Origin of the sequence: Luteibacter aegosomaticola (genome assembly GCF_023078475.1) — a bacterium.
Taxonomy (GTDB): Bacteria; Pseudomonadota; Gammaproteobacteria; order Xanthomonadales; family Rhodanobacteraceae; genus Luteibacter; species Luteibacter aegosomaticola.
On the sequence record NZ_CP095741.1, the window covers coordinates 4,782,784 to 4,805,000 of the forward strand.

The 22,217-nt window shown below is 63.1% G+C and carries 12 protein-coding genes and 2 rRNA genes (1 of these 14 running past the window's edge); 4 read left to right on the top strand and 10 right to left on the bottom strand.

Going from position 1 to position 22,217, the window contains the following annotated elements; all coding sequences use genetic code 11:
• Positions 1 to 164 precede the first annotated feature (164 nt).
• A complete protein-coding gene (locus tag L2Y96_RS21490) occupies positions 165 to 1,961 on the top strand; it encodes an autotransporter outer membrane beta-barrel domain-containing protein (protein WP_247330352.1) in 1,797 nt (598 codons plus the stop codon).
• A gap of 64 nt (positions 1,962 to 2,025) precedes the next feature.
• Here L2Y96_RS21490 and L2Y96_RS21495 read toward each other — a convergent pair whose 3' ends face one another.
• The 4 genes from L2Y96_RS21495 to L2Y96_RS21510 form a co-directional block, all read right to left on the bottom strand.
• The gene (locus tag L2Y96_RS21495; RefSeq protein ID WP_247330355.1) at positions 2,026 to 3,369 is read right to left on the bottom strand and encodes a retropepsin-like aspartic protease; all 1,344 of its coding nucleotides are present in this window, start codon (positions 3,367 to 3,369) and stop codon (positions 2,026 to 2,028) included.
• Positions 3,370 to 3,459: 90 nt separating this feature from the next.
• The gene (locus tag L2Y96_RS21500; protein ID WP_247330357.1) at positions 3,460 to 4,311 is read right to left on the bottom strand and encodes a YbaY family lipoprotein; all 852 of its coding nucleotides are present in this window, start codon (positions 4,309 to 4,311) and stop codon (positions 3,460 to 3,462) included.
• A 334-nt stretch (positions 4,312 to 4,645) separates the two neighbouring features.
• Positions 4,646 to 7,705 (bottom strand): TonB-dependent receptor, encoded by a 3,060-nt coding sequence (locus tag L2Y96_RS21505; protein WP_247330360.1) that lies wholly within the window; start codon positions 7,703 to 7,705, stop codon positions 4,646 to 4,648.
• A gap of 531 nt (positions 7,706 to 8,236) precedes the next feature.
• Positions 8,237 to 11,278, bottom strand: a complete 3,042-nt coding sequence (locus tag L2Y96_RS21510) for a TonB-dependent receptor (RefSeq protein ID WP_247330362.1) — start codon at positions 11,276 to 11,278, stop codon at positions 8,237 to 8,239.
• 638 nt (positions 11,279 to 11,916) lie between these two features.
• Here L2Y96_RS21510 and L2Y96_RS21515 point away from each other — a divergent pair.
• A complete protein-coding gene (locus tag L2Y96_RS21515; RefSeq protein ID WP_247330363.1) occupies positions 11,917 to 12,525 on the top strand; it encodes a helix-turn-helix domain-containing protein in 609 nt (202 codons plus the stop codon).
• A gap of 37 nt (positions 12,526 to 12,562) precedes the next feature.
• Here the strand turns inward: L2Y96_RS21515 and glyS are convergent, their stop codons facing one another.
• Both glyS and glyQ read right to left on the bottom strand, forming a co-directional pair.
• A complete protein-coding gene (glyS, locus tag L2Y96_RS21520; protein ID WP_247330364.1) occupies positions 12,563 to 14,707 on the bottom strand; it encodes a glycine--tRNA ligase subunit beta in 2,145 nt (714 codons plus the stop codon).
• A complete protein-coding gene (glyQ, locus tag L2Y96_RS21525) occupies positions 14,697 to 15,611 on the bottom strand; it encodes a glycine--tRNA ligase subunit alpha (protein ID WP_247330365.1) in 915 nt (304 codons plus the stop codon). Before glyQ ends, glyS begins: the two co-directional genes overlap by 11 nt.
• Before the next feature lie 65 nt (positions 15,612 to 15,676).
• On the opposite strand from glyQ, the gene tfpB reads away from it, so the two are divergent.
• Both tfpB and L2Y96_RS21535 read left to right on the top strand, forming a co-directional pair.
• Entirely contained in the window at positions 15,677 to 17,491 is a 1,815-nt protein-coding gene (tfpB, locus tag L2Y96_RS21530; protein ID WP_247330368.1) for a type IV pilus assembly ATPase TfpB, read from the top strand.
• Positions 17,492 to 17,494: 3 nt separating this feature from the next.
• A complete protein-coding gene (locus tag L2Y96_RS21535; RefSeq protein ID WP_247330371.1) occupies positions 17,495 to 18,232 on the top strand; it encodes a glutamine amidotransferase in 738 nt (245 codons plus the stop codon).
• Here L2Y96_RS21535 and L2Y96_RS21540 read toward each other — a convergent pair.
• The 4 genes from L2Y96_RS21540 to L2Y96_RS21555 all read right to left on the bottom strand — a co-directional run.
• Complete coding sequence (locus tag L2Y96_RS21540; protein ID WP_247330372.1) at positions 18,221 to 18,904, bottom strand: rhomboid family intramembrane serine protease; 684 nt, start codon at positions 18,902 to 18,904, stop codon at positions 18,221 to 18,223. The two genes, L2Y96_RS21535 and L2Y96_RS21540, sit on opposite strands and share 12 nt — an antisense overlap.
• Before the next feature lie 2 nt (positions 18,905 to 18,906).
• Entirely contained in the window at positions 18,907 to 20,511 is a 1,605-nt protein-coding gene (locus L2Y96_RS21545) for an ExeA family protein (RefSeq protein ID WP_247330374.1), read from the bottom strand.
• A gap of 90 nt (positions 20,512 to 20,601) precedes the next feature.
• A 5S ribosomal RNA gene (gene rrf / locus L2Y96_RS21550) occupies positions 20,602 to 20,716 on the bottom strand.
• 120 nt (positions 20,717 to 20,836) lie between these two features.
• Positions 20,837 to 22,217, bottom strand: a 23S ribosomal RNA gene (locus tag L2Y96_RS21555); it runs 1,504 nt beyond the window's last position.

Below are 22,217 nucleotides of genomic sequence, written 5' to 3' on the forward strand. Positions count from 1 at the left end.
GTAAGAGCCACAGGCCCTGTGGCTCTTACGCGAACGGCGTCGCTCACAGGGTGAGCTCCTACGGCGTCTTTCTGCAAAAAACCTGCGGCGGCGCAGCATGCGCTGCCGTATGGCTTCGGCTACCGTAACGTTTCTCTAACGCCCCACACACGGAGTGATTCCAAATGCGTATTCGTCATCTTGCAGGCGCCATCGGTGCCGCCCTTCTGTTCAGTGCCGGGGCGCACGCCGACGGGTTCCAGCAGGTCGTCTCGTTCGGCGACAGCCTGAGCGATAACGGCAACGTCGCCATCCTTTCCGGCTCGCCGGTGGTCTCCCGCTTCACCACGAACCCGGGCACCGTCGCGGTCGAAAACATCGCCAAGTACTTCAACCTCAGCCTGACCCCGTCGCTGCAGGGTGGTACCGACTACGCCTTTGGTGGCGCGCGCGCGGGCGTGGCCAATCCGGTCCCGTCCACCGCGACCCAGATCCAGGGCTACCTGGCCGCCAACAACGGCAAGGCCGACCCGAACGCCCTGTACACCATGTGGATCGGCGCCAACGACATCCTGGCCGCCACCCAGAGCCCGGCGACCGCGCAGATCATCGTCGGCACCGCCGCCCAGCAGGAAGTCGGCCAGATCAAGGCACTGCAGGCCGCTGGCGCCAAGACCATCGTCGTCTTCAACCTGCCCGATATCGGCAAGACTCCGGCCGCTCAGGCCGCTGGCGCCGCCAACGCATCGAGCATCTCGTCGCTTTCGCTGATCTACAACGGCATCCTCTCGGGCGGCCTGGCCACGGCCAACAAGGGCATCGTGTCGATCGACACGTACTCGCTGCTCAACGAAGTCATCGCCAACCCGTCGGCTTACGGCTTCACCAACGTGACCGTCCCGGCCTGCACCACGGCCAGCTCGATCACCTGCTCGCCGGCTACGCTGCGCGATCCGAACGCGGCCGCCACCTACCTGTTCGCCGACGGCATCCACCCGACCACCGCCGCGCACGCACTGCTCAGCCAGTATGCGATCTCGGTGCTCCAGGCACCGCGCCAGATCTCGCTGCTCGGCGAAGCCGGCCTGGCTTCCGATGCCGCGCACATGCGCGCGCTACGTAACGAAATGATGGCCGACAACCTCGGCGCCGATTCGCGCTTCTTCGCATCGGTCGATTACGGCCAGCAGAACTACAAGGACACCGGCACCTCGCCGAAGACCGACAGCAACAACGTCAACCTCACCGTTGGCGCCGATGCCAAGATCAGCGAGAACTTCAACGCCGGCGTCGCCCTGGGTCTCACCCAGGCCAATGCTGATTTCAAGGGCGGTGGCGGCTACAAGATGCAGGACGTCGCCGGTACCGGTTACGCGTTCTACCACCAGGGTGGCGGCTACGTCGGCACGTTCGTCAGCTTCGGCCAGCTGAGCTTCACCGATATCGACCGCCGCATCGACCTGGGCGCAGCCCGCCGCACCGAATCCGGCAAGACCCAGGGTTCGCACGTGGGTGGCGGCCTCACCGGTGGCTGGTGGTTCGGCAACGAAACGCTGAAGACCGGTCCGTTCGTCACGGTGGAAGTGGAACAGCTCCGCGTGGACGGCTACAGCGAGCGCAACAACACCAGCACCGCGATGAGCTTTGGTCGCCAGGTGCGCAACGCCCGCATCGAAACCGGCGGCTGGCGCCTGCAGGGTTCGTGGGCCGCGGGTAACACCGTGGTGCATCCGTTCGCCGAAGTGGCGTACAACCACGATGGCCGCGCTGACGATCGCTACGTCACGGCCGGCCTCGTCAACATGAGCGGCAAGTTCGAGCTGCAGGGCTTCACGCCCGACAAGAACTGGGTCACCGCCGACGTCGGCGTCTCGGCCGACTTCAGCAAGAGCTGGAGCGGTTGGGCAAGCTACAGCGGCCGCTTCGGTGACGACAGCCAGCGCCTCAACAGCGTGAACCTGGGCCTGAAGCTGGCGTTCTAAGCCAGGGCACTACCGCTCGCATAAACAAAACGCCGGCATCTTGCCGGCGTTTTGCTTTGGAGGCTCACTTCGCCGCCGGCCACAAGCAGGCCGTGTGACGACTGTGGTCCAGAACGACATCGAACTGATGCAAGATGCCAGAACCCACCGTCCACGGTGGCGACGATCCATCGGGGTCGACGATGGAAAGCGGTACGGTCGCAGTGGTTCCATTTGCCGACACGTCGACCTTGCCCTGCAAAACCTCCATCGTCGACTCCCCCGTAACCTTGGTCACTCGCACCTGGACAGGCGTACTGCCCTTGCGCCACGACAGATCAGACGAGGCAAGCGCCAACGCACTGTTATTGCCGAGATCCAACGAGGCCAGCCGCTGCTCTCCAGCAATAGACGGCGACATGAGAACACCCGAGTCGTCCTGGAGGCCCGTGAAGTCGAGCTTATAAGTAAGCGGCGAGTCGCACCGCCCCGGCGATGCATCAAAGCTTACGGCCTTCGACGAAATGCGAGTGACCGACCCCATGCGCGCAAGCAGGTCCATGCCGAGCAGCGAGACATCGCCCGGTACCACGAGCATGCGCGCATGTTTTACCTCGAGGCCGGCAACGTTGAGTTGATCCACGTCGACAAGACCCACCGTACTGACGCTTCGGCCGCTAGGGTCCCTTGCGCGGATATGGGCCTCCGTGACCGGAAGACCCAGGCTGGCAGCGTCGGCACGTGACAACGCAGACGTCTGAACGCCCGTATCGAGCATCCAGTGCTGCACCTTTCCGTTCACTTCGACCTCGACAAACAACCTCTCACCGGGCGCGGTGATCTTGGCAGGGTCTGGTAGAAACCGGAGCGGCTGGCGGGTGGGACGCCATTGGATACTGGTCTTTGTTTCCGGCGCGCCAGAAAGGACAGCTCTCGCGATATCCAACTCGGACGTGCTCAGATGGGTTTGGCCCGTCGCTGCGCGGAGCGCGGGCGCCAGCCGATTCCAGCTATCGATGGTGGCTTGCGCCCATCCTTTCTGATCTCCCCTCATCAGGACGTTGCTGGCCCCGATCTCTGCGCAGACGAGTGCAATACTTGCCCCGCCACCTCCAGCTGCCATGGCATGATCGACGCAGTCCGCTGCAAGCCTGGCAGATCCGGTGAAATCCCCGTGCGCCCTGGCGATCAGCGCTTTTCCAACGTCGCCGTAGCCGGACGTCGTTGATGCTGCCGTTATCGACAACTTGTCGATATCACCATTAAGGGCAGCGGCCCGAATCGGGGAGTTGCTACCCGAGTCCACGTAAAGCACCGGCGCGGATTCCGATGCGCCGACGCTCGAAGGCCGCTCCCATTGCGCCACACTGAGGGATGGCACCAGTAAGAGAAGCGCGGCGGGCCAGTAAAAATGGATAGGCGATGTCATGCGAGAACACCTGCGCTTACAGAAGAGAACTGTGTAAAAAAAAACGCCGGCTTTCGCCGGCGCTTTTTTTGTATCACATAAAGGAGCGGCTTACTTCTTGCCGCCGGCCTTCGAGTACATGGCTTCAGCCTGGCTCTTCAGGCTGTTGGCGTCGGCTTCGCTGAGCTCGTCGACCTTGCTGCCGGCCTGGTTCTGCTTGAGCACGAGCTCGCCTGCATCGTTCCAGCCAGCGCGCTCGGTGGCGGTCGGCTTGCCGTCCTTGCTCGGCTTCTTCTCCTGCACGATGACCCACGGCTTACCGTTCTTGTAAGCGTAGTTCGTGGAGGTGAAGCCCTTATCGCCGTAATCGACCAGCTCGATCACGAACAGGACGTCGTTGCCCTTCTTGAAGATCTGCCAGCCGCGCGACTCGCCTTCCTTCAGCGCGGTGCCCTGGGTCATCTTCATGCCGCCAATGTTCTTCTTGACGGACTCGTAGCCGGCCAGCTCCTTCTCGCCCGGGGTGGCTTCACCGACGAGCTGGATGTTGGCAACGGCCTTGGCGCCCTTGGTGAGCACCGGGGTCTTCAGCGGCGACGAGTAGTGACGCTCGCCGTCCTGCAGGGACACCTCGACGATGTACATGTCGTTCGGATTGAGATCCGTGGCGTTGAAATCGAGCTGGAACTGCTGCGGCAGGGTCACCGGAGCGATCTGCTTGCTCGCGAGCGGCTGCGAACCGGCAGCCGAAACGTCGATCAGCTTGAGGTCGAGCTTGGCATCCGGCGAAAGCGTGGCGCCCGCGTCACGCAGGGTGACGGTGCCGGTCACGGCATTGGCGGGAGCGGCGGGAGCACTGTCGCCACCAGCGGCGGCCTGCTGGCCGTTGTTGTCCGAACCACCACCGCAGCCGGCGAGTGCCAGGGCGGAAACGGATGCGAGCGACAAGAGAATCCTGCGCATGGTCGAGCCTCGTTTGAAACGGAAAGGTGTGTGGGTCACGGAAGATACGCAAGCGCATGGCCCGCAAGGACTTCCGGGGGGAACTTGGGAGCATACCGGCAAAAACGGCTGTGGAAAAGTCAAGCGGCGCCCGCGACGAAGGGCTGGAAGCGCGAACCGCGCCGCATTCCCGAGCCGGTTCGTGCCGAAAATGCCAAGCCCATGTTTTTCCGCAGGTTTATGCCCATACCACTCAGAACCTGTTCCTCCCAAAAAAAACGCCACCCGGAGGTGGCGTCTTTCTGGAGAGGCCGCCATCCCGGGGGATGGCGGCTGGCAAACCGCTGCGACCTGATTAGAAGTCGTAGCTGATGCCGAAGCGAGCGTAACGCGGGGTGGTCTGGAACAAGGTGGTCTTGTAATCCGTTTCCACGGCACCGGTCTGACCAGCGTTCGGGCTGATCGCAAGCTTTTCGCGCTTGTTGAACACGTTGAACACCGACACCGTGAAGGCCAGCTTCTTGTCGGCCCACAGCGGACGGTACTCGGCGCTCAGGTCAACCAGGTACTGGAACGGCAGGTGGCCCTGTGCGCCCGGGGGCGACGGCTGACCGTAGCAGTAGTGGTAGTACGACTGGTAACCGGTCGGATCGGTCTGGTTGGCGCCGAAGTAGCCAAGGCAGTCCTTCGGAGCGCCCGACTGGATCGTCAGGTTACCCGAGACCAGGAACTCTTCGGTCAGCTGGTACGAACCATACGCCTTCAGCGTGTGGCGACGGCTGTTCGACAGATCGCCGTTCGAGTACTGCATGAGTTCCGGGAAGTCCCAGTCCACCGTCGCCGAGACGTCGGTCTGACCGATATCCGAACGCACCTGGCCTTCCGAGTTGCCGTAGCTCTTCGAGAACAGGTAGTCGACCTTGCCGTACCACTTACCATCGAACGGATGCTCGAGGTACATCTCGAGGCCGTAGTAGTTACGCTTCAGGTGCGGGAAGCCGAAGTCGGCGTTCGACACGTGGGCGGTGTAGTAGCCACCGGCGGTGTTCGGGACCAGGAAGTCCGAAGCGCGACCCGGGTTGAACAGGTAGCTGCCCTGGATGTCGTAGTCGCCGTTGCGCTTGGCGATGGTGTTCGGATCGACGCCCTGGTTGATGAGCGCGTTGTAGATGGCATCGGTATCCCCGGTGTCATCGATCGCGTTCTTCAGCTTGCGGACGGTCGCCTTCGCACCGTAGACCCACTTGTCGCCCAGGGTCTTGTCGAAGCCGAGGATGAACTCATCCTGGTATTCCGACTTGAGGCTGGTCGAGGCAGCGGTGTTCGGATCGCGGGTGAAGCCGTATTCGCGGTTGGCCGAGATCGGGCCGCCGGTGTACGTGTCGATCGGGGTCAGGCCGGTCGGCTGGCCGAGCGAATCGATACCCGTGTAGGTGAAGTACTCACGGGTGTACAGCGAGGAACCCGCCGAGCGCAGGGCCACGCTCGCCGGCAGGGCGAGGTAGTAACGGCCAGCGTTGGCGTAGATCTTCAGCGACGAGTCGCCGTTGACGTCCCAGGTAGCGCCGACGCGCGGAGCCCACTGCGGCTTGGTCAGCTTGAGGTAGGACTGGCCCTGGCCGTTGTAGTTGGTGAACTGGTCGTTGCGGATACCCAGCTTCACCAGCCAGCGGTCATTGACCTGCCAGGAGTCTTCGAGGTACTGGGCGCGCTGCTTCACGCGAGCCGAGGCCGTCGTCTGGTACTTGTACTGGTCGACGTAGTAGCCGTTCGCATTGCCCGGGCCGACGTAGCTGGTATCGCCCAGCTCGCCAACGATGTTCGAGCCCGGATCAACCTTGCCGTATTCCCAGGCATAACCCGGGCCGGAGGTGAACTGGCCGTCGTCGGTGTCACGCACGTCCTGGTTATCGATACCACCCGTGATGGTGTGGTCGCCGATGTGGTAGCTCAGGTCGATGCGCAGGTTGCGGTTGGTCGACTTGTGGGTCGGATCGTTCACGGCAGCCGACGGGTTGTCGTTCGTGATCGGGTTGCGACCATCAAGAACCGTCGGGTCCTGGTTGGTCGGCTTGAGGACGTGCGGATTATCGGAATCCGGCGTCGGGGTGTAGTACGTACCCTTCATCTTGCCGTAGGTGGCCGTCAGGGTCAGGTCGTCCGTGATGTAGCTGGTGTACTTGAACGAGTACAGGTCAGCGCCCTGCTTGTTGTTGACCGACGTATCCTTGCCGACCTTGGCACCACGGGTCAGGGTGGTGTAATCGAAGCCGTAAACGTTGGCGTCGTAGTTCTGCTTGTTCGAAGCGTAGGTGCCTTCGAGGATGTTGCTGTCGTTGATGTTCCAGTCCAACTTACCGTAGTACTTCGGGTTACGGTACGAGCGATCGTAGTAAGCCGGCGAGTCCTGGCTGGTATAGGTGTCCTGGTTGACCTTCTCCTGCTCAGCGGCGATGAAGAAGTACAGCTTGTCCTTGATCAGCGGACCACCCACGTAGGCCGACTCGACCTGACGCATCTGGGTGTCTTTCTTGTTGTAGTTGTACAGCTCGCCGGCGCTGGCGCCGTCGGAGTTCACCTGGTAGTGGTCGTTACCCGGGGTCGAACGGGTGCCGCGCGGCTCCCACAGCACCTGGGCGCCGAAGTGCCACTCGTTGGTGCCGCGCTTACCGACCTGCGAGATCACGCCACCGGCCGAACGGCCGTAGGCTGCGCCGTAACCACCGGCGAGGATTTCCTGCTGGTCGATCGCGCCGTACGGCAGGGTGATGCCGCCGAAGCCCGACAGCGGGTCGGTCGTGTTGAAGCCGTTGATGTAGTAGGCGTTTTCGGTAACCGAACCGCCACCGATCGAGACCAGGGCGTTACCGGTCGGGCCCTTGAAGTAACCGCTACCCGCGGTTGCGCCCGGCGCCAGCAGCGCGATGGCTTCGGCGGTGCGGCCCAGCGGCAGCTTGGCCAGCTGTTCCGAGGTGATGACGGTGCGCGAGTCGACCGTCGAAACGTCGACCGGCGGCAGCGAGTTGGCGGTAACGGTGACCGATTCCAGCGACTGGGCATTGCCAGCGGTGGCGGCGGCAGCGGCGAACGAAACGTCCGTACCCTTGCCGACGGTGAGGTTCACGCCCTTGCGGGAATCGACGACAGCGCCGTCACGCTTGAGGTTGACGTCGTACGCCGAACCGACCGGGAGGTTATCCAGGCGGAAACGGCCGTTGGCATCGACCGGCACTTCACGGTTGATACCACCAGCGCTCTTCACTTCGACGGTATCGCCCGGCTGGGCCGAACCGAAGAGGTAACCTGCGGTGGACTGAGCGAGGACGGCACCGGTGCCGCCCATGCCGATCGCGAGGGCAATGGCCAACGCGGAATGACGCAGGACCGAGCCCTGCCGGGTGATACGAGAACTCATGTGCAAATCTCCCCAGATCGGCCCCACGGGGGCCTGAAAACGTGCAAAACCAGCCAAAGGCCAGAAAAAGGGTTCGGCCTTGGGGTGCATGTTTTCGGGGGTGTTACATCCGCGTCACCTGCTCCTCCCAGAGTAGCGCCGCGGGCCCCACGAGACCTGCTCCCGACAAGTCCGACAACGTTATCCAGGCTGTTTTTCGCATCCACGAAAAACAAACCCAGATTTCGCCGAACCCGAATCTAGGCGGACGCGGTCCACCGTGTCAACAAATTATTTACACGGGGTGGGCGTTTTCTTGCCTCCCAGGTCACTGGAAGGGTCGGGGCCAAATCACGGATGGAGCAGGATTTTTCTTATGGGCCAATCGTTTTGCCGCAAAAAACGCCTCCCGCTCCCGCAAGGGAGGAGAGGCGATCTGGGGAGTTGCTGTGTCGCTTCGTCGGCCGGTTGGATGGGCCAGCCGCGGTGATCTAGTTGTTATTGGTTCGCATTCCCCCCGGGCCATGCCGGCCCGGGGGCACTTCGAGCAGCTTAGAAGTCGTAGCTGATGCCGAAGCGGGCGTAACGCGGGGTGGTCTGGTAGAGCGGCACGTCGTAACGGGCGTTCGGGCTGCGCGTGGAACCGCGGATCGGGTAGGTCTGCGTTTCCTTGCGCTCGTTCAGCAGGTTGAACACCGTGACGTTGAAGGCAAGCTTCTTGTCAGCCCACTCCGGACGGTATTCCACCGAGCCCGTGACCAGGTAGGTCCAGGGGTTGTGGCCCGCTGCACCCGGAGGCGACGGCTCGCCTTCGCACCAGTGGGAGTAGGAACCATAGCCGAGGTTCGGGTTGGTCTGGTTCGGGCCGTAGAAGCCAAGGCAGCTCTTCGGCGCACCCGATGCCACGTTGATGTTGGCCGAGACCAGCCACTCCGGAGCCAGCTGGTAGGAGCCGTAGATCTTGAACTGGTGCTTGCGGCTGTTAGCCAGTTCGCCATTGGCGTACTGCATGATTTCCGCGTAATCCCAGTCGACCGTCGCCGAGACCGTATCCTGGCGGATGTCCGAACGGACCTGGCCTTCCGAGTTGCCGTAGCTCTTCGAGAAGACGTAGTCGAAGCGCACCTGGTACACGCCATCCCAAGCGTGGTCGAGGTACAGCTCGAGGCCGTAGTAGCTACGCTTGTTGTGCGGGAACCCGAAGTCCTCGTTGTTCATGTCGACGCTGTAGTAGCCGCCGTTGGTGTTCGGGATCAGGAACGTGTTGGCGCGGCCCGGGTTGAACAGGTAGCTACCCTGGATATCGCCGATGGTGTCCGGATCAATACCCGAACGGATCATCTTGCGGGTGATGGCACCGGCATCGCCAACGTCATCGATCGAGTTACGCAGCTTGCGGACGGTGCCCTTGGCGCCGTAGGTCCACTTGTCGGTCAACGCCGCGTCGAAGCCGAGGATGAACTCATCCTGGTACTGCGATTTGATGTTGGTAGCGGCAGCGGTCTTCGGATCGCGCAGGATGCCGTACTCGCGGTTGGCCGAAATCGGGCCACCCGTGCTGCTCTCGATCGGGGTCAGGCCCTGCGGGATGCCGTTGGCATCGATGCCCGTGTAGTTGTAGTACTCGTTCGTGTAGAGCGAAGCACCGGCGGAACGCAGCGCGACGGTCGCCGGCAGCGCGAGGTAGTAACGACCCGCGTTGGCGTAGATCTTCAGCGAGGAGTCGCCGTTGACGTCCCAGGTGGCACCCAGGCGCGGCGCCCACTGCGGGGTCGTCAGGCGCAGGTACGGCTGGCTGTTGAGGTTGTAGTTGGTGAACTGGTCGTTACGGATACCGACCTTGACCATCCAGCGGTCGTTGACCTGCCAGGTGTCTTCGAGGTACTGGGCGCGCTGCGTCGTACGGACCGAAGCGGCCGTGTTGTAGAGGTAGCGCGACACCCAGTAGCCATCGCCAGCGGCCGGGCCCACATAGGCCTCGTCGCTCGGGGAGTCACCGATGATCGGCACGCCGGCATCCTGCTGGCCGTACTGCCAGGCATAGCCCGGGCCAGAGGTGTTCACGCCATCGTGCGTATCGCGAACGTTCTGGTTATCGATACCACCGACGATCGTGTGGTCACCGATGTGCCAGCTCAGGTCGACGCGCAGGTTGGTGTTGGTCGACTTGTGCTCCGGATCCGGGATCTGGGCCGACGGGTTACCGTTGGTGATCACGCCGCCACCGGTGTAGGCCGGGTTCTGGAACGTCGCACCGATGATGTTCGGCTGCGTCGTATCACCACCGACTGCGCTGTAGTACGTGCCCTTCATCTTGCCGTACAGAGCGGTAAGGGTCAGGTCATCGGTGATGTAGCTGGTGAACTTGGCGGTGTAGAGATCCGCACCCGACTTGTTCGGCGGCGCACCGGCGTGATCCTTGCCGGAGAAGTCACCCTTGGTGTGGGTGTCGTAATCGTAGTTGTAGATCGAGGCGTCGTAGTTCTGCTTGTTCGACGCGCCGGTCACTTCGAGGATGTTGCTGTCGTTGATGTTCCAGTCGATCTTGCCGTAGTACTTCGGGTTACGGTAAGAGGTCTTGTACACGAACGGAGCCGCGACGCTGGTGGTCTGCTGGCCTTCACGACGCTCCTGCTCGGCAGCGACGAAGATGTACAGGGTGTCCTTGATCAGCGGGCCGCCCGCGTAGGCCGACACCGTGGTGCGCCAGGACTTGTCATCCTTGTTCTCGTCGTACTCCTGGCCTGCGAGCGCGCCGATCTGACGGTAATAGTTGAACTGGTTGGCCTTGGTGCTCTTCGGCTCCCAGAGGACCTGTGCACCGAAGTGCCAGTCATTGGTGCCGCGCTTACCGATCTGCGAGATCACACCACCCGACGAACGGCCGTACGCTGCGCCGTAACCACCAGCGAGGATTTCCTGCTGGTCGATCGCGCCGTACGGCAGGGTGATACCACCGAAGCCGCTGAGCGGGTCGGTCGTGTTGAAGCCGTTCATGTAGTACGCGTTCTCGGTCACGGCACTGCCGGCGATCGAGACGAGCGCGTTACCGGTCGGGCCGGTGAAGAACGAGCTACCTGCCACGGCACCCGGTGCGAGCAGCGCGATGGCTTCGGCGGTGCGGGCCAGCGGCAGCTTATCGAGCTGCTGCGAGGTGATGACCGTGCGCGAGTCGACGGCGCTGACGTCGATCGACGGCAGGGCGTTGGCCGAAACGGTGACGCCTTCCAGGCTCGAAGCGTTCGCGGCGGTTGCGGTCGCGCCAGCGAACGAAACGTCCGTACCACCGCCGACGCGCAGGGTGACGTTGGAGCGCGTGTCGACCACGCCATCGCCCTGCTTCAGGGTGACGGTGTAGTTACCGACGGGCAGCTGGCCGATGGTGTAACGGCCCTGCTGGTCGACCGTAACGGTACGGCTGACGCCGGTGTCGCTGGTGGCGGTAACGGTCTGGCCGGCCGTAGCCGAACCGAACAGCGAGCCGCTGGTGGCCTGTGCGAGGACAACGCCCGGCGCGGCGGTGCCCATGGCGATGGCCAGGGCCAGCGCGGTGCGACGGCTGAGCACGCCGGCGCGAGAAATACGCGAATTCATGTAACAACTCTCCCCAGTGAAAAATCACTGCCGCAAAAACATGCGGCAAGCCGACCCCGACCCGGCATCTGCCAGGTGGCGAAAGAATCGGTGGTTAGAAATCCCCTTTAATCAACGACATCAATTCAATGATGCCGCTCCCCGAAACGCCACTTAACCGTGACGTACGTCATGTATACGTAAGAATTCACACCCGTACAACATGAAAATTTCACACATGCGGCACGCAGCCGCGATTCCTTACGTGACAGCTATTTGGTTCTTGCGAATCGCCTTTCGCAATCAAGGGCTTATTTCGCAGATAACTGACGCGTCAGGCTTTTTTACGAATTTTCCCTAAGAAAAATTCCTAAAAAAATTTGTCAGCGCCGAGTAGCTATCGTGCGTTCGCGCGGACTTTTTTCGCCTCAGTGTGCGTGCCTGGTCGTCGCAAGAATCAGCGAAGTGGCCAAATTCATGCGAATCGGGGCGTCCGCAGCCGCCTGGTAGGCCCCCAGGCCCTCGGATCACACGACCTCAGAAACTTCTCAAACGAAAGGCCGTCGAAGGTATTTCCGTGTACACCGTAACGGCACTCGCGCGTTGTTGCGCTAAGACGCCGGGGGGCGGCTAAACCAAATAGAAGAGGTTCCATAGGCATGAACGACAATTCGAGGGGATCCATCCGCGCGGACGCGCCCGGGGGCGGCTTCGAGAGCGGACGCGCCGGTGGCGACGTGCCTGCGTCCTCCTTTGCGAGCCGGGTCCGTCAGGTCATCAAGTTGAACGGCAGCGTGAGCGATATCGCACGCCGCTGCGGCTTCTCAGAAGGCGTGGTGCGTAGCTGGCGCGATGGCAACACCGATCCGTCGCGTGGCCGCTGCGTGACCATGGCCAAGACCCTGGGCATTTCGTTGGTGTGGCTGGCCGCGGGCGAAGGCCCGATGATGCTGGACGGCACTTCCGAGGACGCCCTGGGCCGGACCGAGTCGTCGGAATCGCTGCGTAGCCGTGACGACCACCGCGAAGTGGCCGCCGCTCCGGCGCCGCTCGATCCGTCGCGCCTCGCCGCCGCCATGAAGCTGCTGCAGTCGGATATCGAGCTTGCAGGCCACCGGTTCTCGCCGGTTCGCCACGCTGACCTGGTCGCCGAGATGTACGCGATCCTGGGCCGCTCCAGCGAGCCGGAATACGCCGACCGCGTGATCGCGTTCCGTCGTACGGTGATGTCGCGTATTGGCGACGAGCCGAACGCGGCCGCGGCCTAAAAGAAAGAAGCCCGGCCTTTCGGCCGGGCTCTTCGCATCAAAGGCGGGAGATATCGGCGATGGCGCCGAATGCCGCCTTGAGCTGGGCTAGCAAGGCCAGCCGGTTGAAGCGTACGGCCGGGTTTTCCGCGTTCACGAGCACATCGTCGAAGAAGCGATCGACGGGTGCCTGCAACACCGAAAGACGAGCCAGCGTGCCCGTGTAGTCGGCGCGCGCCAGCAGTTCGCGCGTTTCGGCGCGGGCCGCATCCAGTGCGGCATGCAGGTCACGCTCGGCATCGAACTCGAAATGCACCGGGTCCACGTGGGCCGGGATCGGCGCCGCGTTCGGCTCTTCGGCCTGCTTGCGCAGGATGTTCGCCACGCGCTTGTTCGCGGCCGCGAGGCTGGCCGCCTCGGGACGCTGGGCGAAACCAGCAACCGCACGCAGGCGACGATCGAAGTCCGGCAAGGTGGCCGGAGCGACCGCCAGCACGGATTCGAACTGATCGGTGCTGAAGCCCTGCTCGGTGTAATAGCCACGCAGGCGCTCGAGCACGAAGTTGTTCACTTCATCGCCCAGCTCGCGGCGACGCGCACCGATATCCACGGCCGGCACCTTGCCATCCTTGCCCGGCTTCACGCCGGCCACGAACGCGGCTTCCGGCACCAGCTCGAACGCTTCGGTGAGGGCCGCGCGCAGGTCGATATCCAGGCTGCCTTCGATCAGGGTGCGGGCCAGGCCCAGGGCGGCGCGGCGCAGGGCGAACGGATCCTTGTTACCGCTGGGCTTCATGCCCACCGCGAAGATGCCGGCGAGCGTATCGAGGCGCTCGGCCACGGCGAGCACCTGGCCGACCTTGCCGGCGGCGATCGCATCGCCACCAAAGCGCGGCTGGTAGAAGCTATCCAGCGCATCGGCCACCTCGGCCGCGATGCCCTGGTGGGTCGCGTAGTAACGACCCATCACGCCCTGCAGCTCCGGGAACTCACCGACCATGCGGGTGAGCAGATCGCACTTGGCGAGCGCGGCGGCGTGCGTGGCCTGGCCAGCATCGACGCCGACCCGGTTAGCCACCACGCGGGCGAGCTCGGCTACGCGGACGGTCTTGTCCCACAGGCTGCCGAGGGATTGCTGGTAGGTGACGTTCTTCAGCGCGTCCTGGTAACCGGCCAGCGGCGTCTTGAGGTCTTCATCCCAGAAGAACTTGGCATCGGCGAAACGCGGGCGGATGACGCGCTCGTAGCCCTTGCGGATCTCCGCCGGATCGCGGCTTTCAATATTGGCGATACCGATGAAATGCTCGGTGAGCTTGCCCTGGGCGTCGAACACCGGCACGAACTTCTGGTTCGTTTCCATGGTGGTGACCAGCGCCTCGGGCGGCACTTCGAGGAAGGCGCGCTCGAACGTGCAGGCAATGCCCACCGGCCATTCGTTGAGGTTGGCGATTTCATCGAGCAGCGCGTCGGAAAGGCTCGGCGTACCACCGGTGGCCACGCGGGCCACTTCGGCACGGACGCGCTCGCGGCGCTCGGCCGGGTCGGCGATGACATAGGCCTTGCGCAGGGTTTCCAGCCACGCATCGGCGCTGGCGACGTCAACGGCCTGCGGATGATGGAAGCGGTGACCCAGGGTCTTGCGACCGCTCTTCAGGCCAAGCACTTCACCGTCGACCACGTCCGTGCCGTGCAGCATCAACAACGTGTGCACCGGGCGTACGAACGATTCCTCGCGGTTGCCCCAGCGCATGGCTTTGGGGATCGGCAGGCCCTTGAGGGCCTCGACCACGATCTCCTGCAGCAGCGCAGCCGTGGGCTGGCCCGCCTTCACGGCGCGAAAGACAAACCACGCGCCCTTGTCGGTTTCGAGCTTCTCCAGCGCCGAGACGTCGACGCCGCACGACTGGGCGAAGCCCACCAGCGCCTTCGACGGTTCGCCGTCGGCACCGATGCTGGCGTTCACGGCCGGGCCGCGACGCTCAACGTTCTGCTCAGGCTGCGCGACGGCCACCGCCGGGATGTAGACGGCGAGGCGGCGCGGCGAGGCGTAGGTCTTCGCCGCGGCGAAATCACCCGCGACGCCACGCTTTTCCAGGCCTTCGACGATGCCGCGCGCGAACGCGCCGGCCAGGTCATCGAGCGCCTTCGGCGGCAGTTCTTCGGTGCCAAGCTCGATGACGAGCGGCAGGCTCTTATCGGCCATGGACGGCCTCCTTGACGTTCTTCAGGCCGGGGAAACCCAGTTTCTCGCGCTGCGCCACGTAGGCCTCGGCCACGCTGCGGGCCAGGGTGCGTACGCGCAGGATGTAGCGCTGGCGCTCGGTCACGCTGATCGCGCGACGGGCATCCAGCAGGTTGAATGCGTGGCTGGCCTTGCAGACCTGCTCGTACGCAGGGAGCGGCAAGCCTGCTTCGATGAGCTTGGCGGCCTCGCCTTCACACACATCGAACCAGTGGAACAGCTCGGTGACGTTGGCGTGCTCGAAGTTGTAGGCGCTCTGTTCCACCTCGTTCTGGTGGAACACATCGCCGTAGGTAACCACGCCGTGCGGCGCGTGGGTCCAGACGATGTCGTAAATGCTGTCGACATTCTGCAGGTACATCACCAGGCGCTCGAGGCCGTAGGTGATCTCACCGGTGACGGGACGGCACTCCAGGCCGCCAGCCTGCTGGAAATAGGTGAACTGGGTGACTTCCATGCCGTTCAGCCACACTTCCCAGCCGAGGCCCCAGGCGCCGAGCGTCGGCGATTCCCAGTTGTCCTCGACAAAGCGCAGGTCATGCACGAGCGGATCGATACCCAGCGCCTTCAGCGAGCCGATATACAGCTCCAGGATGTTGTCCGGGTTCGGCTTCAGCACCACCTGATACTGGTAGTAGTGCTGCAGGCGATTCGGGTTTTCGCCGTAGCGGCCGTCGGTGGGGCGGCGGCAGGGCTGCACATAAGCGGCAGCCCAGGGCTCAGGCCCGAGCGAGCGGAGGAAAGTAGCCGGGTGGAATGTACCTGCGCCGACTTCGATATCGAGCGGCTGCACCAGCACGCAGCCCTGCTCCGCCCAATAGCGGTTCAAGGTCTGGATCACGTCTTGGAAGGTAGGCGCGGACATGGTTCCCGGGTCCTGGAGAAAGCGGGCTAGTATAACGGCGTAGCCTATTTACAGGGTTGGAGCACATGGCAGTCAATCCACAACATGCGACGCTGCTGGGCCGCCGGGGCCGGCTGGAGCTGGAAGAAGTACTGGCTTCGCTGGTGGTGGACGGGTACCTCACGGGCGAGGACGCCAAGCGTGTCCGCGGGGGCTCGCGCAGCGGCAAAAGCGCTATCGAGCTGCATCCGCTGGTACTCATTGCCAACAGCAAGCTCGAGAACCGGCGCGACCCGGGCCGGCCGCTGAGTGCCGAGCTTCTCGTGGAATGGCTGGCCGGCAAGGCCAACCTGCCCTACCTCAAGATCGATCCGATGAAGGTGAACGTGGCCCAGGTGACCCAGGTGGTCAGCAACGCCTACGCGCAACGCCATCGGATCCTGCCCGTGGCGGTAGCGCCGGGCGAGGTCACATTCGCCACCGCCGAACCTTTCGATGCAGGCTGGGCGCAGGACCTGGGCCACATGCTGCGGCGAGAGATCCGCCGCGTGGTCTCCAACCCGGTCGACATCAACCGCTACCTGCTCGAGTTCTATGGCGTGCAGCGCTCCATCCAGCTGGCGCAGGATGCCAAGGGCCAGGATGCGTCGTCGGCCAAGATCATCAACTTCGAGCAGCTGCTCGAACTCGGCAAGGGCGGCGAGCTAGGCGCGGATGATCGCCACGTCGTCCATATCGTGGATTGGCTGCTGCAGTACGCCTTTGAACAGCGCGCTTCGGATATCCATCTGGAGCCGCGCCGCGACGCTGGGCAGATGCGCTTCCGTATCGATGGCGTGATGCAGAAGGTGTTCGAACTGCCGCCGCCGGTGATGACCGCGGTCACCTCGCGTATCAAGATCCTCGCCCGCATGGATGTGGCCGAGAAGCGCCGCCCGCAGGATGGCCGCATCAAGACCCGATCGGCCGGCGGCCGCGAGGTGGAACTGCGTATTTCCACCATGCCCACCGCGTTCGGCGAGAAAGTGGTGATGCGTATCTTCGACCCCGATCTGGTGATGAAGGATTTCAGCCAGCTGGGTTTCGCGCCCGACGAGGACACGATCTGGCGTGCGATGGTGGAGCGGCCGCACGGCATCGTGCTGGTCACCGGCCCTACCGGTTCCGGCAAGACGACGACGCTGTATTCCACGCTCAAGCATCTCGCGCGGCCCGAGCTCAACGTCTGCACCGTGGAAGACCCGATCGAAATGGTCTCGCCGGAGCTCAACCAGATGCAGGTGCAGCCGGCGATCGATCTCGATTTCGCCGCGGGCGTGCGCACCCTGTTGCGCCAGGATCCGGACATCATCATGGTCGGCGAAATCCGCGACCTCGAAACCGCGCAGATGGCGGTGCAGGCCTCGCTGACTGGCCACATGGTGCTTTCCACCCTGCATACCAACGATTCGCCGAGCGCGGTCACGCGCTTGCTCGATCTGGGTGTGCCGCATTACCTCATCCAGTCCACGCTCGCCGGCGTGGTGGCGCAGCGCCTCGTCCGTACGCTCTGCCCGCACTGCAAGGCGCCGGCGGAACAGGATCCCGATGAGTGGCGCGTGCTCACGCATGGCTGGGATGTCCCCATGCCCGAGCGTGTGTTCACCCAGGTGGGTTGCCTTGAATGCCGCAAAACAGGCTTCCTCGGCCGAACCGGCGTCTACGAAATGATGCCGCTCTCGCCGCGCCTGCGTGCGCAGATCACCGCGCAGCTTGACCTGGCCCGGTTCAACGAGATGGCGCTGCGCGAAGGCATGAAGCCGCTGCGCATCTCGGCGGCAGCGCAGGTCGCCGCCGGGCTGACCACCGTACGTGAAGTGTTGAACGTTCTACCGCCCACCGATATTGATGAAACGTCGTAGCCCATGAAGCCTGTCCTTATCGTCCGCACGGGGCGCGCCCCGGATGTCATCAGCGCCCGCCACGGTGATTTTCCTCGCTGGTTCCAGCTGGGCCTGCGTCTGCGCCTGCCACGACTCCAGATCGTGGACGTGGAACGTGGTGATGCCCTGCCTGATCCGGATGAGATTTCGGGCGCGATCCTCACCGGTTCAGCGTCGATGGTGACGGAGCGCCTGCCATGGAGTGAGCGCACCGCGGGCTGGATCCGCGATGCGATGGATAACGATCTGCCCATGCTGGGTGTTTGCTACGGGCACCAGCTGATGTCGCACGCCCTGGGCGGGCGCGTGGATTACCTGCCGGGTGGCCGCGAGATGGGCACCGTGCCGTTGACCACGCACGAGCCAGCCGCGGCCGATGCGCTTGGCATCGCCTTGCCTTCGACGTTCCATGCGCACACCACCCACGAGCAGAGCGTGCTCGAACTACCGCGTGGCGCTGTGTCGCTAGCGAGTTCGGCCCGCGATCCGCACCATCTCGTCCGCTACGGGAAGCATGCGGTCAGCACGCAGTTCCATCCGGAGTTTTCTGCGGAAGTGATGCGCGCCTATATCCGCCGGAAACACGATGTGCTTGCGAGCGAAGGCACCCCGCCGGACGGGCTGCTCGCTGCCGTGGTGGCGACGCCGCACGCCACGCGCCTGCTGCAAGGTTTCGTGCGCACACACCTGGGTGTGGCCCGGGAGCCTTCAGCCGCGTAGGCGGCGCACGATCGCGCCGCGGGAAAACAGCGCGAACACGATACCGAACAGGAAGCCACCGATGTGGGTCCACCACACGACGGCGCCGTAGCTGGCGCCGGCGTAGCTAAAGAGCAACTGCACCAGAGCCCAAATACCGATGAGGACGAACGCGGGGACGCGTACGAATTCGAGGTACAGGCCCAACGGGACGACCAGGCCCAGGCGGGCGCGCGGAAACAGGGTGACGTAGGCACCGACCACCGCCGAGACCGCGCCGCTGCAACCGATGATGGGCACCCGCGAGCCCGTCAGCGAAATGGCACCGATGACGTTCGCGACGACACCGCCGAGCAGGAACAGCAGCAGGAACCGCGGTGAACCGAGGCTACGCTCTGCAGGCAGGCTGAAGATCACCAGGAACAACAGGTTGCTCATCAGGTGAAGCCAGCCGCCGTGGATGAAGATCGCGGTGAACAGGCGCAGCAGCGCCGGATCGCTCACCTGTTGCGGCAACGGAAGCCCGGTGCCAAACAAGTGCGCCGGCACCGTGCCCCACTGCGACATGATCGCCAGCCGCTGGGTATGCCCTGCCAGCGCCAGGCCGACGAAGATAACGACGCATACAACCACAATGAGAATCGTGGCCCAGCACAGCCGCGATCGGCGGCGCGTATCGACGTGGACAAACATGGTCAGGGAACGCCGCGGGCGAGATGCGGGCCATCGGCCTCGAGCGAGGAAAGCGCGAACATGGTTTCCGGGCCGACGACGCCATCGGCTGAGATACCGAAGCGCTGTTGCACATTACGCACACGCGTTTCCACGGTGCTATCGAACGTGCCCGGACCTGCGGTTTTAGCGTCGTTCGGCGACAGGTGCTGCGTAAGCCAGGCCATGCCTTCGCCGCTGTCGCCGCGTGACAACTTACCGGGCATGCTCGGGTCGATACGGAAGACCGCGTAGAAACGCCCCTTCCAGATACGTTCGAACGCGTCACGGGTCAACTCGACGTACTTGCCGCCGAGATAGAGCCGTACCGTGCCATCGCCCGCGCCCACCAGCAGGACTTGCTGCTTCGCGTGCGAGTCGTCCAGCTCGAGCACCAACGGACGATCGAAACGGCGCAACTGATCGAGCGTGCCGCGCCCGCTGACGCAGGCGAAACCCGGGAAAATCAGCGCGTCGCAATTCATGGCGTTCGCGACCGAGGTTTCCTTCGACGAGACCTGCCAGCGCGCAAGCAGCTCTCCCCAGACCCGGACCGCACCGGTGTCCGGTGGGGGCAGCGCATCCTGCAGTTTGGCGAGCGCTTGCTCGGGCGTCACTTCGACAAAGCTCTTGGGGCGTGACGGGCTGTGCCCGGTGAACACCCACACCGCGAAACCACCGACGAACACGATGGCGAGCATCGCGCCGATCGCCAGGATCGGCTTGCGATAGCGCCGGAGCCAGTAGCGGGCATATTGGGGAAGAACTTCCCGTGCGACGAAACCGAGCGCGCGCTCGCCGATGTTCTGCTCGCCGCGTTCAGCGGCGCGCTCCAGGGCACGATGCGCCAGGGCGTTCAGGCGCCCGGGATTGCCCTTGCCATCATCCCGCAGCGAGCGCAGGCCGAGGCGGCTGAACGGCATTTGGGCGCTGCCGGCGATGTGGAGGCGATGGCGTACGTAGCGCTCACTTTCCTCGGCGTTGAGCGGATTTAGCGGCAAACGGCTGCGCACGTGCCGGCCAAGCGCTGGCGCACCGGGACCGGTCAGCGCGAGCCGGTCGCGTAGTTCGGGGAGGCCGGCAAGCACCATATGGAAGGGCGCCTGGGCTTTCCCGCTAGCCACATAAAGGCGCTCGAGAATGGCCAGGGCCTCTTCATCCAGTTCGTCCGCATCGTCCAGGATCAGCAGGAAACGATGGTTCACGTGGTGCGCCAGGCGGCCAAGGCCGGCGGCCAGGCCATCGACCAGATGCGCTTCGGTATTGGCATCGACGCTGAGAGGCAGCGGCAGGCCGAAGCCGGCGTACATCGAGCGGAGCCATGCGACGGTTTCCAGCGCGTAATCGCCGGCGCCATGCCTGACGACGCGCACCCCATGCTGGGGTGCGTCCGCCTCGATGAGCATGCAGAGCAATGATTTGCCGATGCCAGCCTCGCCAGTGACCAGCGTGACGCTGTGGTCGCTGGCCCCGAGCTCGTATTCGACGTGCGCAAGGATCTCCCGCTCGCGCGCAAACAGGCACGCGAAGCGCGGATCCGGTGCGTCGCCAAATGGCGGCTCGCGAAGCCCAAAGGTCTGTAGATACATAGGCCTAGAGTAGCCGATGTGGCTGCGATTTCGGATTTTGGACAAAGAAAAAACCCGGTCTCGAATGAGACCGGGTTTTTGGGATAAAGCCCCTGGCGGTGACCTACTCTTGCATGGCTTGAGCCACACTACCATCGGCGCATGCGCGTTTCACTTCTGAGTTCGGGATGGGATCAGGTGGTACCACGCCGCTATAGCCGCCAGGGAAGGGGTGGGAGCAGCGCATTGAGCGCCGGCTCCACAGAGGGTGTAAACGAGTGACAAGCGTCCGGGATGAAACGGACCGAGCTTGAAGAGTTAAGACGGTGAAGCGTCTTGGGGTTATATGGTCAAGCCTCACGGCTCATTAGTACACGTAAGCTCAATGCATTGCTGCACTTCCACACCGTGCCTATCAACCACCTAGTCTTGATGGTGCCTTAAGGAGAGTCTAGCTCTCGGGAGATCTCATCTTGAGGCGCGCTTCCCGCTTAGATGCTTTCAGCGGTTATCGCTTCCGTTCGTAGCTACCGGGCAATGCCATGGGCATGACAACCCGAACACCAGCGGAACGTCCACTCCGGTCCTCTCGTACTAGGAGCAGCCCCTCTCAAATCTCCAACGCCCACGACAGATAGGGACCGAACTGTCTCACGACGTTCTGAACCCAGCTCGCGTACCACTTTAAATGGCGAACAGCCATACCCTTGGGACCGGCTACAGCCCCAGGATGTGATGAGCCGACATCGAGGTGCCAAACACCGCCGTCGATATGAACTCTTGGGCGGTATCAGCCTGTTATCCCCGGAGTACCTTTTATCCGTTGAGCGATGGCCCTTCCATACAGAACCACCGGATCACTAAGACCTACTTTCGTACCTGCTTGATCCGTCGATCTCGCAGTCAAGCACGCTTATGCCTTTGCACACAGTGCGCGATGTCCGACCGCGCTGAGCGTACCTTCGTGCTCCTCCGTTACTCTTTGGGAGGAGACCGCCCCAGTCAAACTACCCACCATACACGGTCCCCGATCCGGATTACGGACCTAGGTTAGAACGTCAAGCACTTCAGGGTGGTATTTCAAGGATGGCTCCACCGAAACTAGCGTCTCGGTTTCATAGCCTCCCACCTATCCTACACAGAAGAACTCAACGTTCAGTGTAAAGCTATAGTAAAGGTTCACGGGGTCTTTCCGTCTTGCCGCGGGAACGCTGCATCTTCACAGCGATTTCAATTTCACTGAGTCTCGGGTGGAGACAGCGCCGCTGTCGTTACGCCATTCGTGCAGGTCGGAACTTACCCGACAAGGAATTTCGCTACCTTAGGACCGTTATAGTTACGGCCGCCGTTTACTGGGGCTTCGATCAAGAGCTTCGCCTTGCGGCTGACCCCATCAATTAACCTTCCAGCACCGGGCAGGCGTCACACCCTATACGTCCACTTTCGTGTTTGCAGAGTGCTGTGTTTTTGATAAACAGTCGCAGCGGCCAGGTTACTGCGACCCTTCGATGCTCAGTCACGCACGTGACCACACCAAAGGGCGCACCTTCTCCCGAAGTTACGGTGCCATTTTGCCTAGTTCCTTCACCCGAGTTCTCTCAAGCGCCTTGGGATTCTCACCCTGCCTACCAGTGTCGGTTTACGGTACGGTTTTTCTACAGCTGAAGCTTAGTGGCTTTTCCTGGAAGCGTGGTCTCAGTCACTTCGTCCTCATAGGACTCGTCTCG

Excerpts from the sequence above, each read along its gene's own strand:
- L2Y96_RS21495 (WP_247330355.1), bottom strand. The coding sequence starts at position 3,369 with ATGACATCGCCTATCCATTTTTACTGGCCCGCCGCGCTTCTCTTACTG.
- L2Y96_RS21515 (WP_247330363.1), top strand. The coding sequence starts at position 11,917 with ATGAACGACAATTCGAGGGGATCCATCCGCGCGGACGCGCCCGGGGGC.
- L2Y96_RS21545 (WP_247330374.1), bottom strand. The coding sequence starts at position 20,511 with ATGTATCTACAGACCTTTGGGCTTCGCGAGCCGCCATTTGGCGACGCA.
- L2Y96_RS21535 (WP_247330371.1), top strand. The coding sequence starts at position 17,495 with ATGAAGCCTGTCCTTATCGTCCGCACGGGGCGCGCCCCGGATGTCATC.
- glyS (WP_247330364.1), bottom strand. The coding sequence starts at position 14,707 with ATGGCCGATAAGAGCCTGCCGCTCGTCATCGAGCTTGGCACCGAAGAA.
- tfpB (WP_247330368.1), top strand. The coding sequence starts at position 15,677 with ATGGCAGTCAATCCACAACATGCGACGCTGCTGGGCCGCCGGGGCCGG.
- L2Y96_RS21500 (WP_247330357.1), bottom strand. The coding sequence starts at position 4,311 with ATGCGCAGGATTCTCTTGTCGCTCGCATCCGTTTCCGCCCTGGCACTC.
- L2Y96_RS21510 (WP_247330362.1), bottom strand. The coding sequence starts at position 11,278 with ATGAATTCGCGTATTTCTCGCGCCGGCGTGCTCAGCCGTCGCACCGCG.
- L2Y96_RS21505 (WP_247330360.1), bottom strand. The coding sequence starts at position 7,705 with ATGAGTTCTCGTATCACCCGGCAGGGCTCGGTCCTGCGTCATTCCGCG.
- L2Y96_RS21540 (WP_247330372.1), bottom strand. The coding sequence starts at position 18,904 with ATGTTTGTCCACGTCGATACGCGCCGCCGATCGCGGCTGTGCTGGGCC.
- L2Y96_RS21490 (WP_247330352.1), top strand. The coding sequence starts at position 165 with ATGCGTATTCGTCATCTTGCAGGCGCCATCGGTGCCGCCCTTCTGTTC.
- glyQ (WP_247330365.1), bottom strand. The coding sequence starts at position 15,611 with ATGTCCGCGCCTACCTTCCAAGACGTGATCCAGACCTTGAACCGCTAT.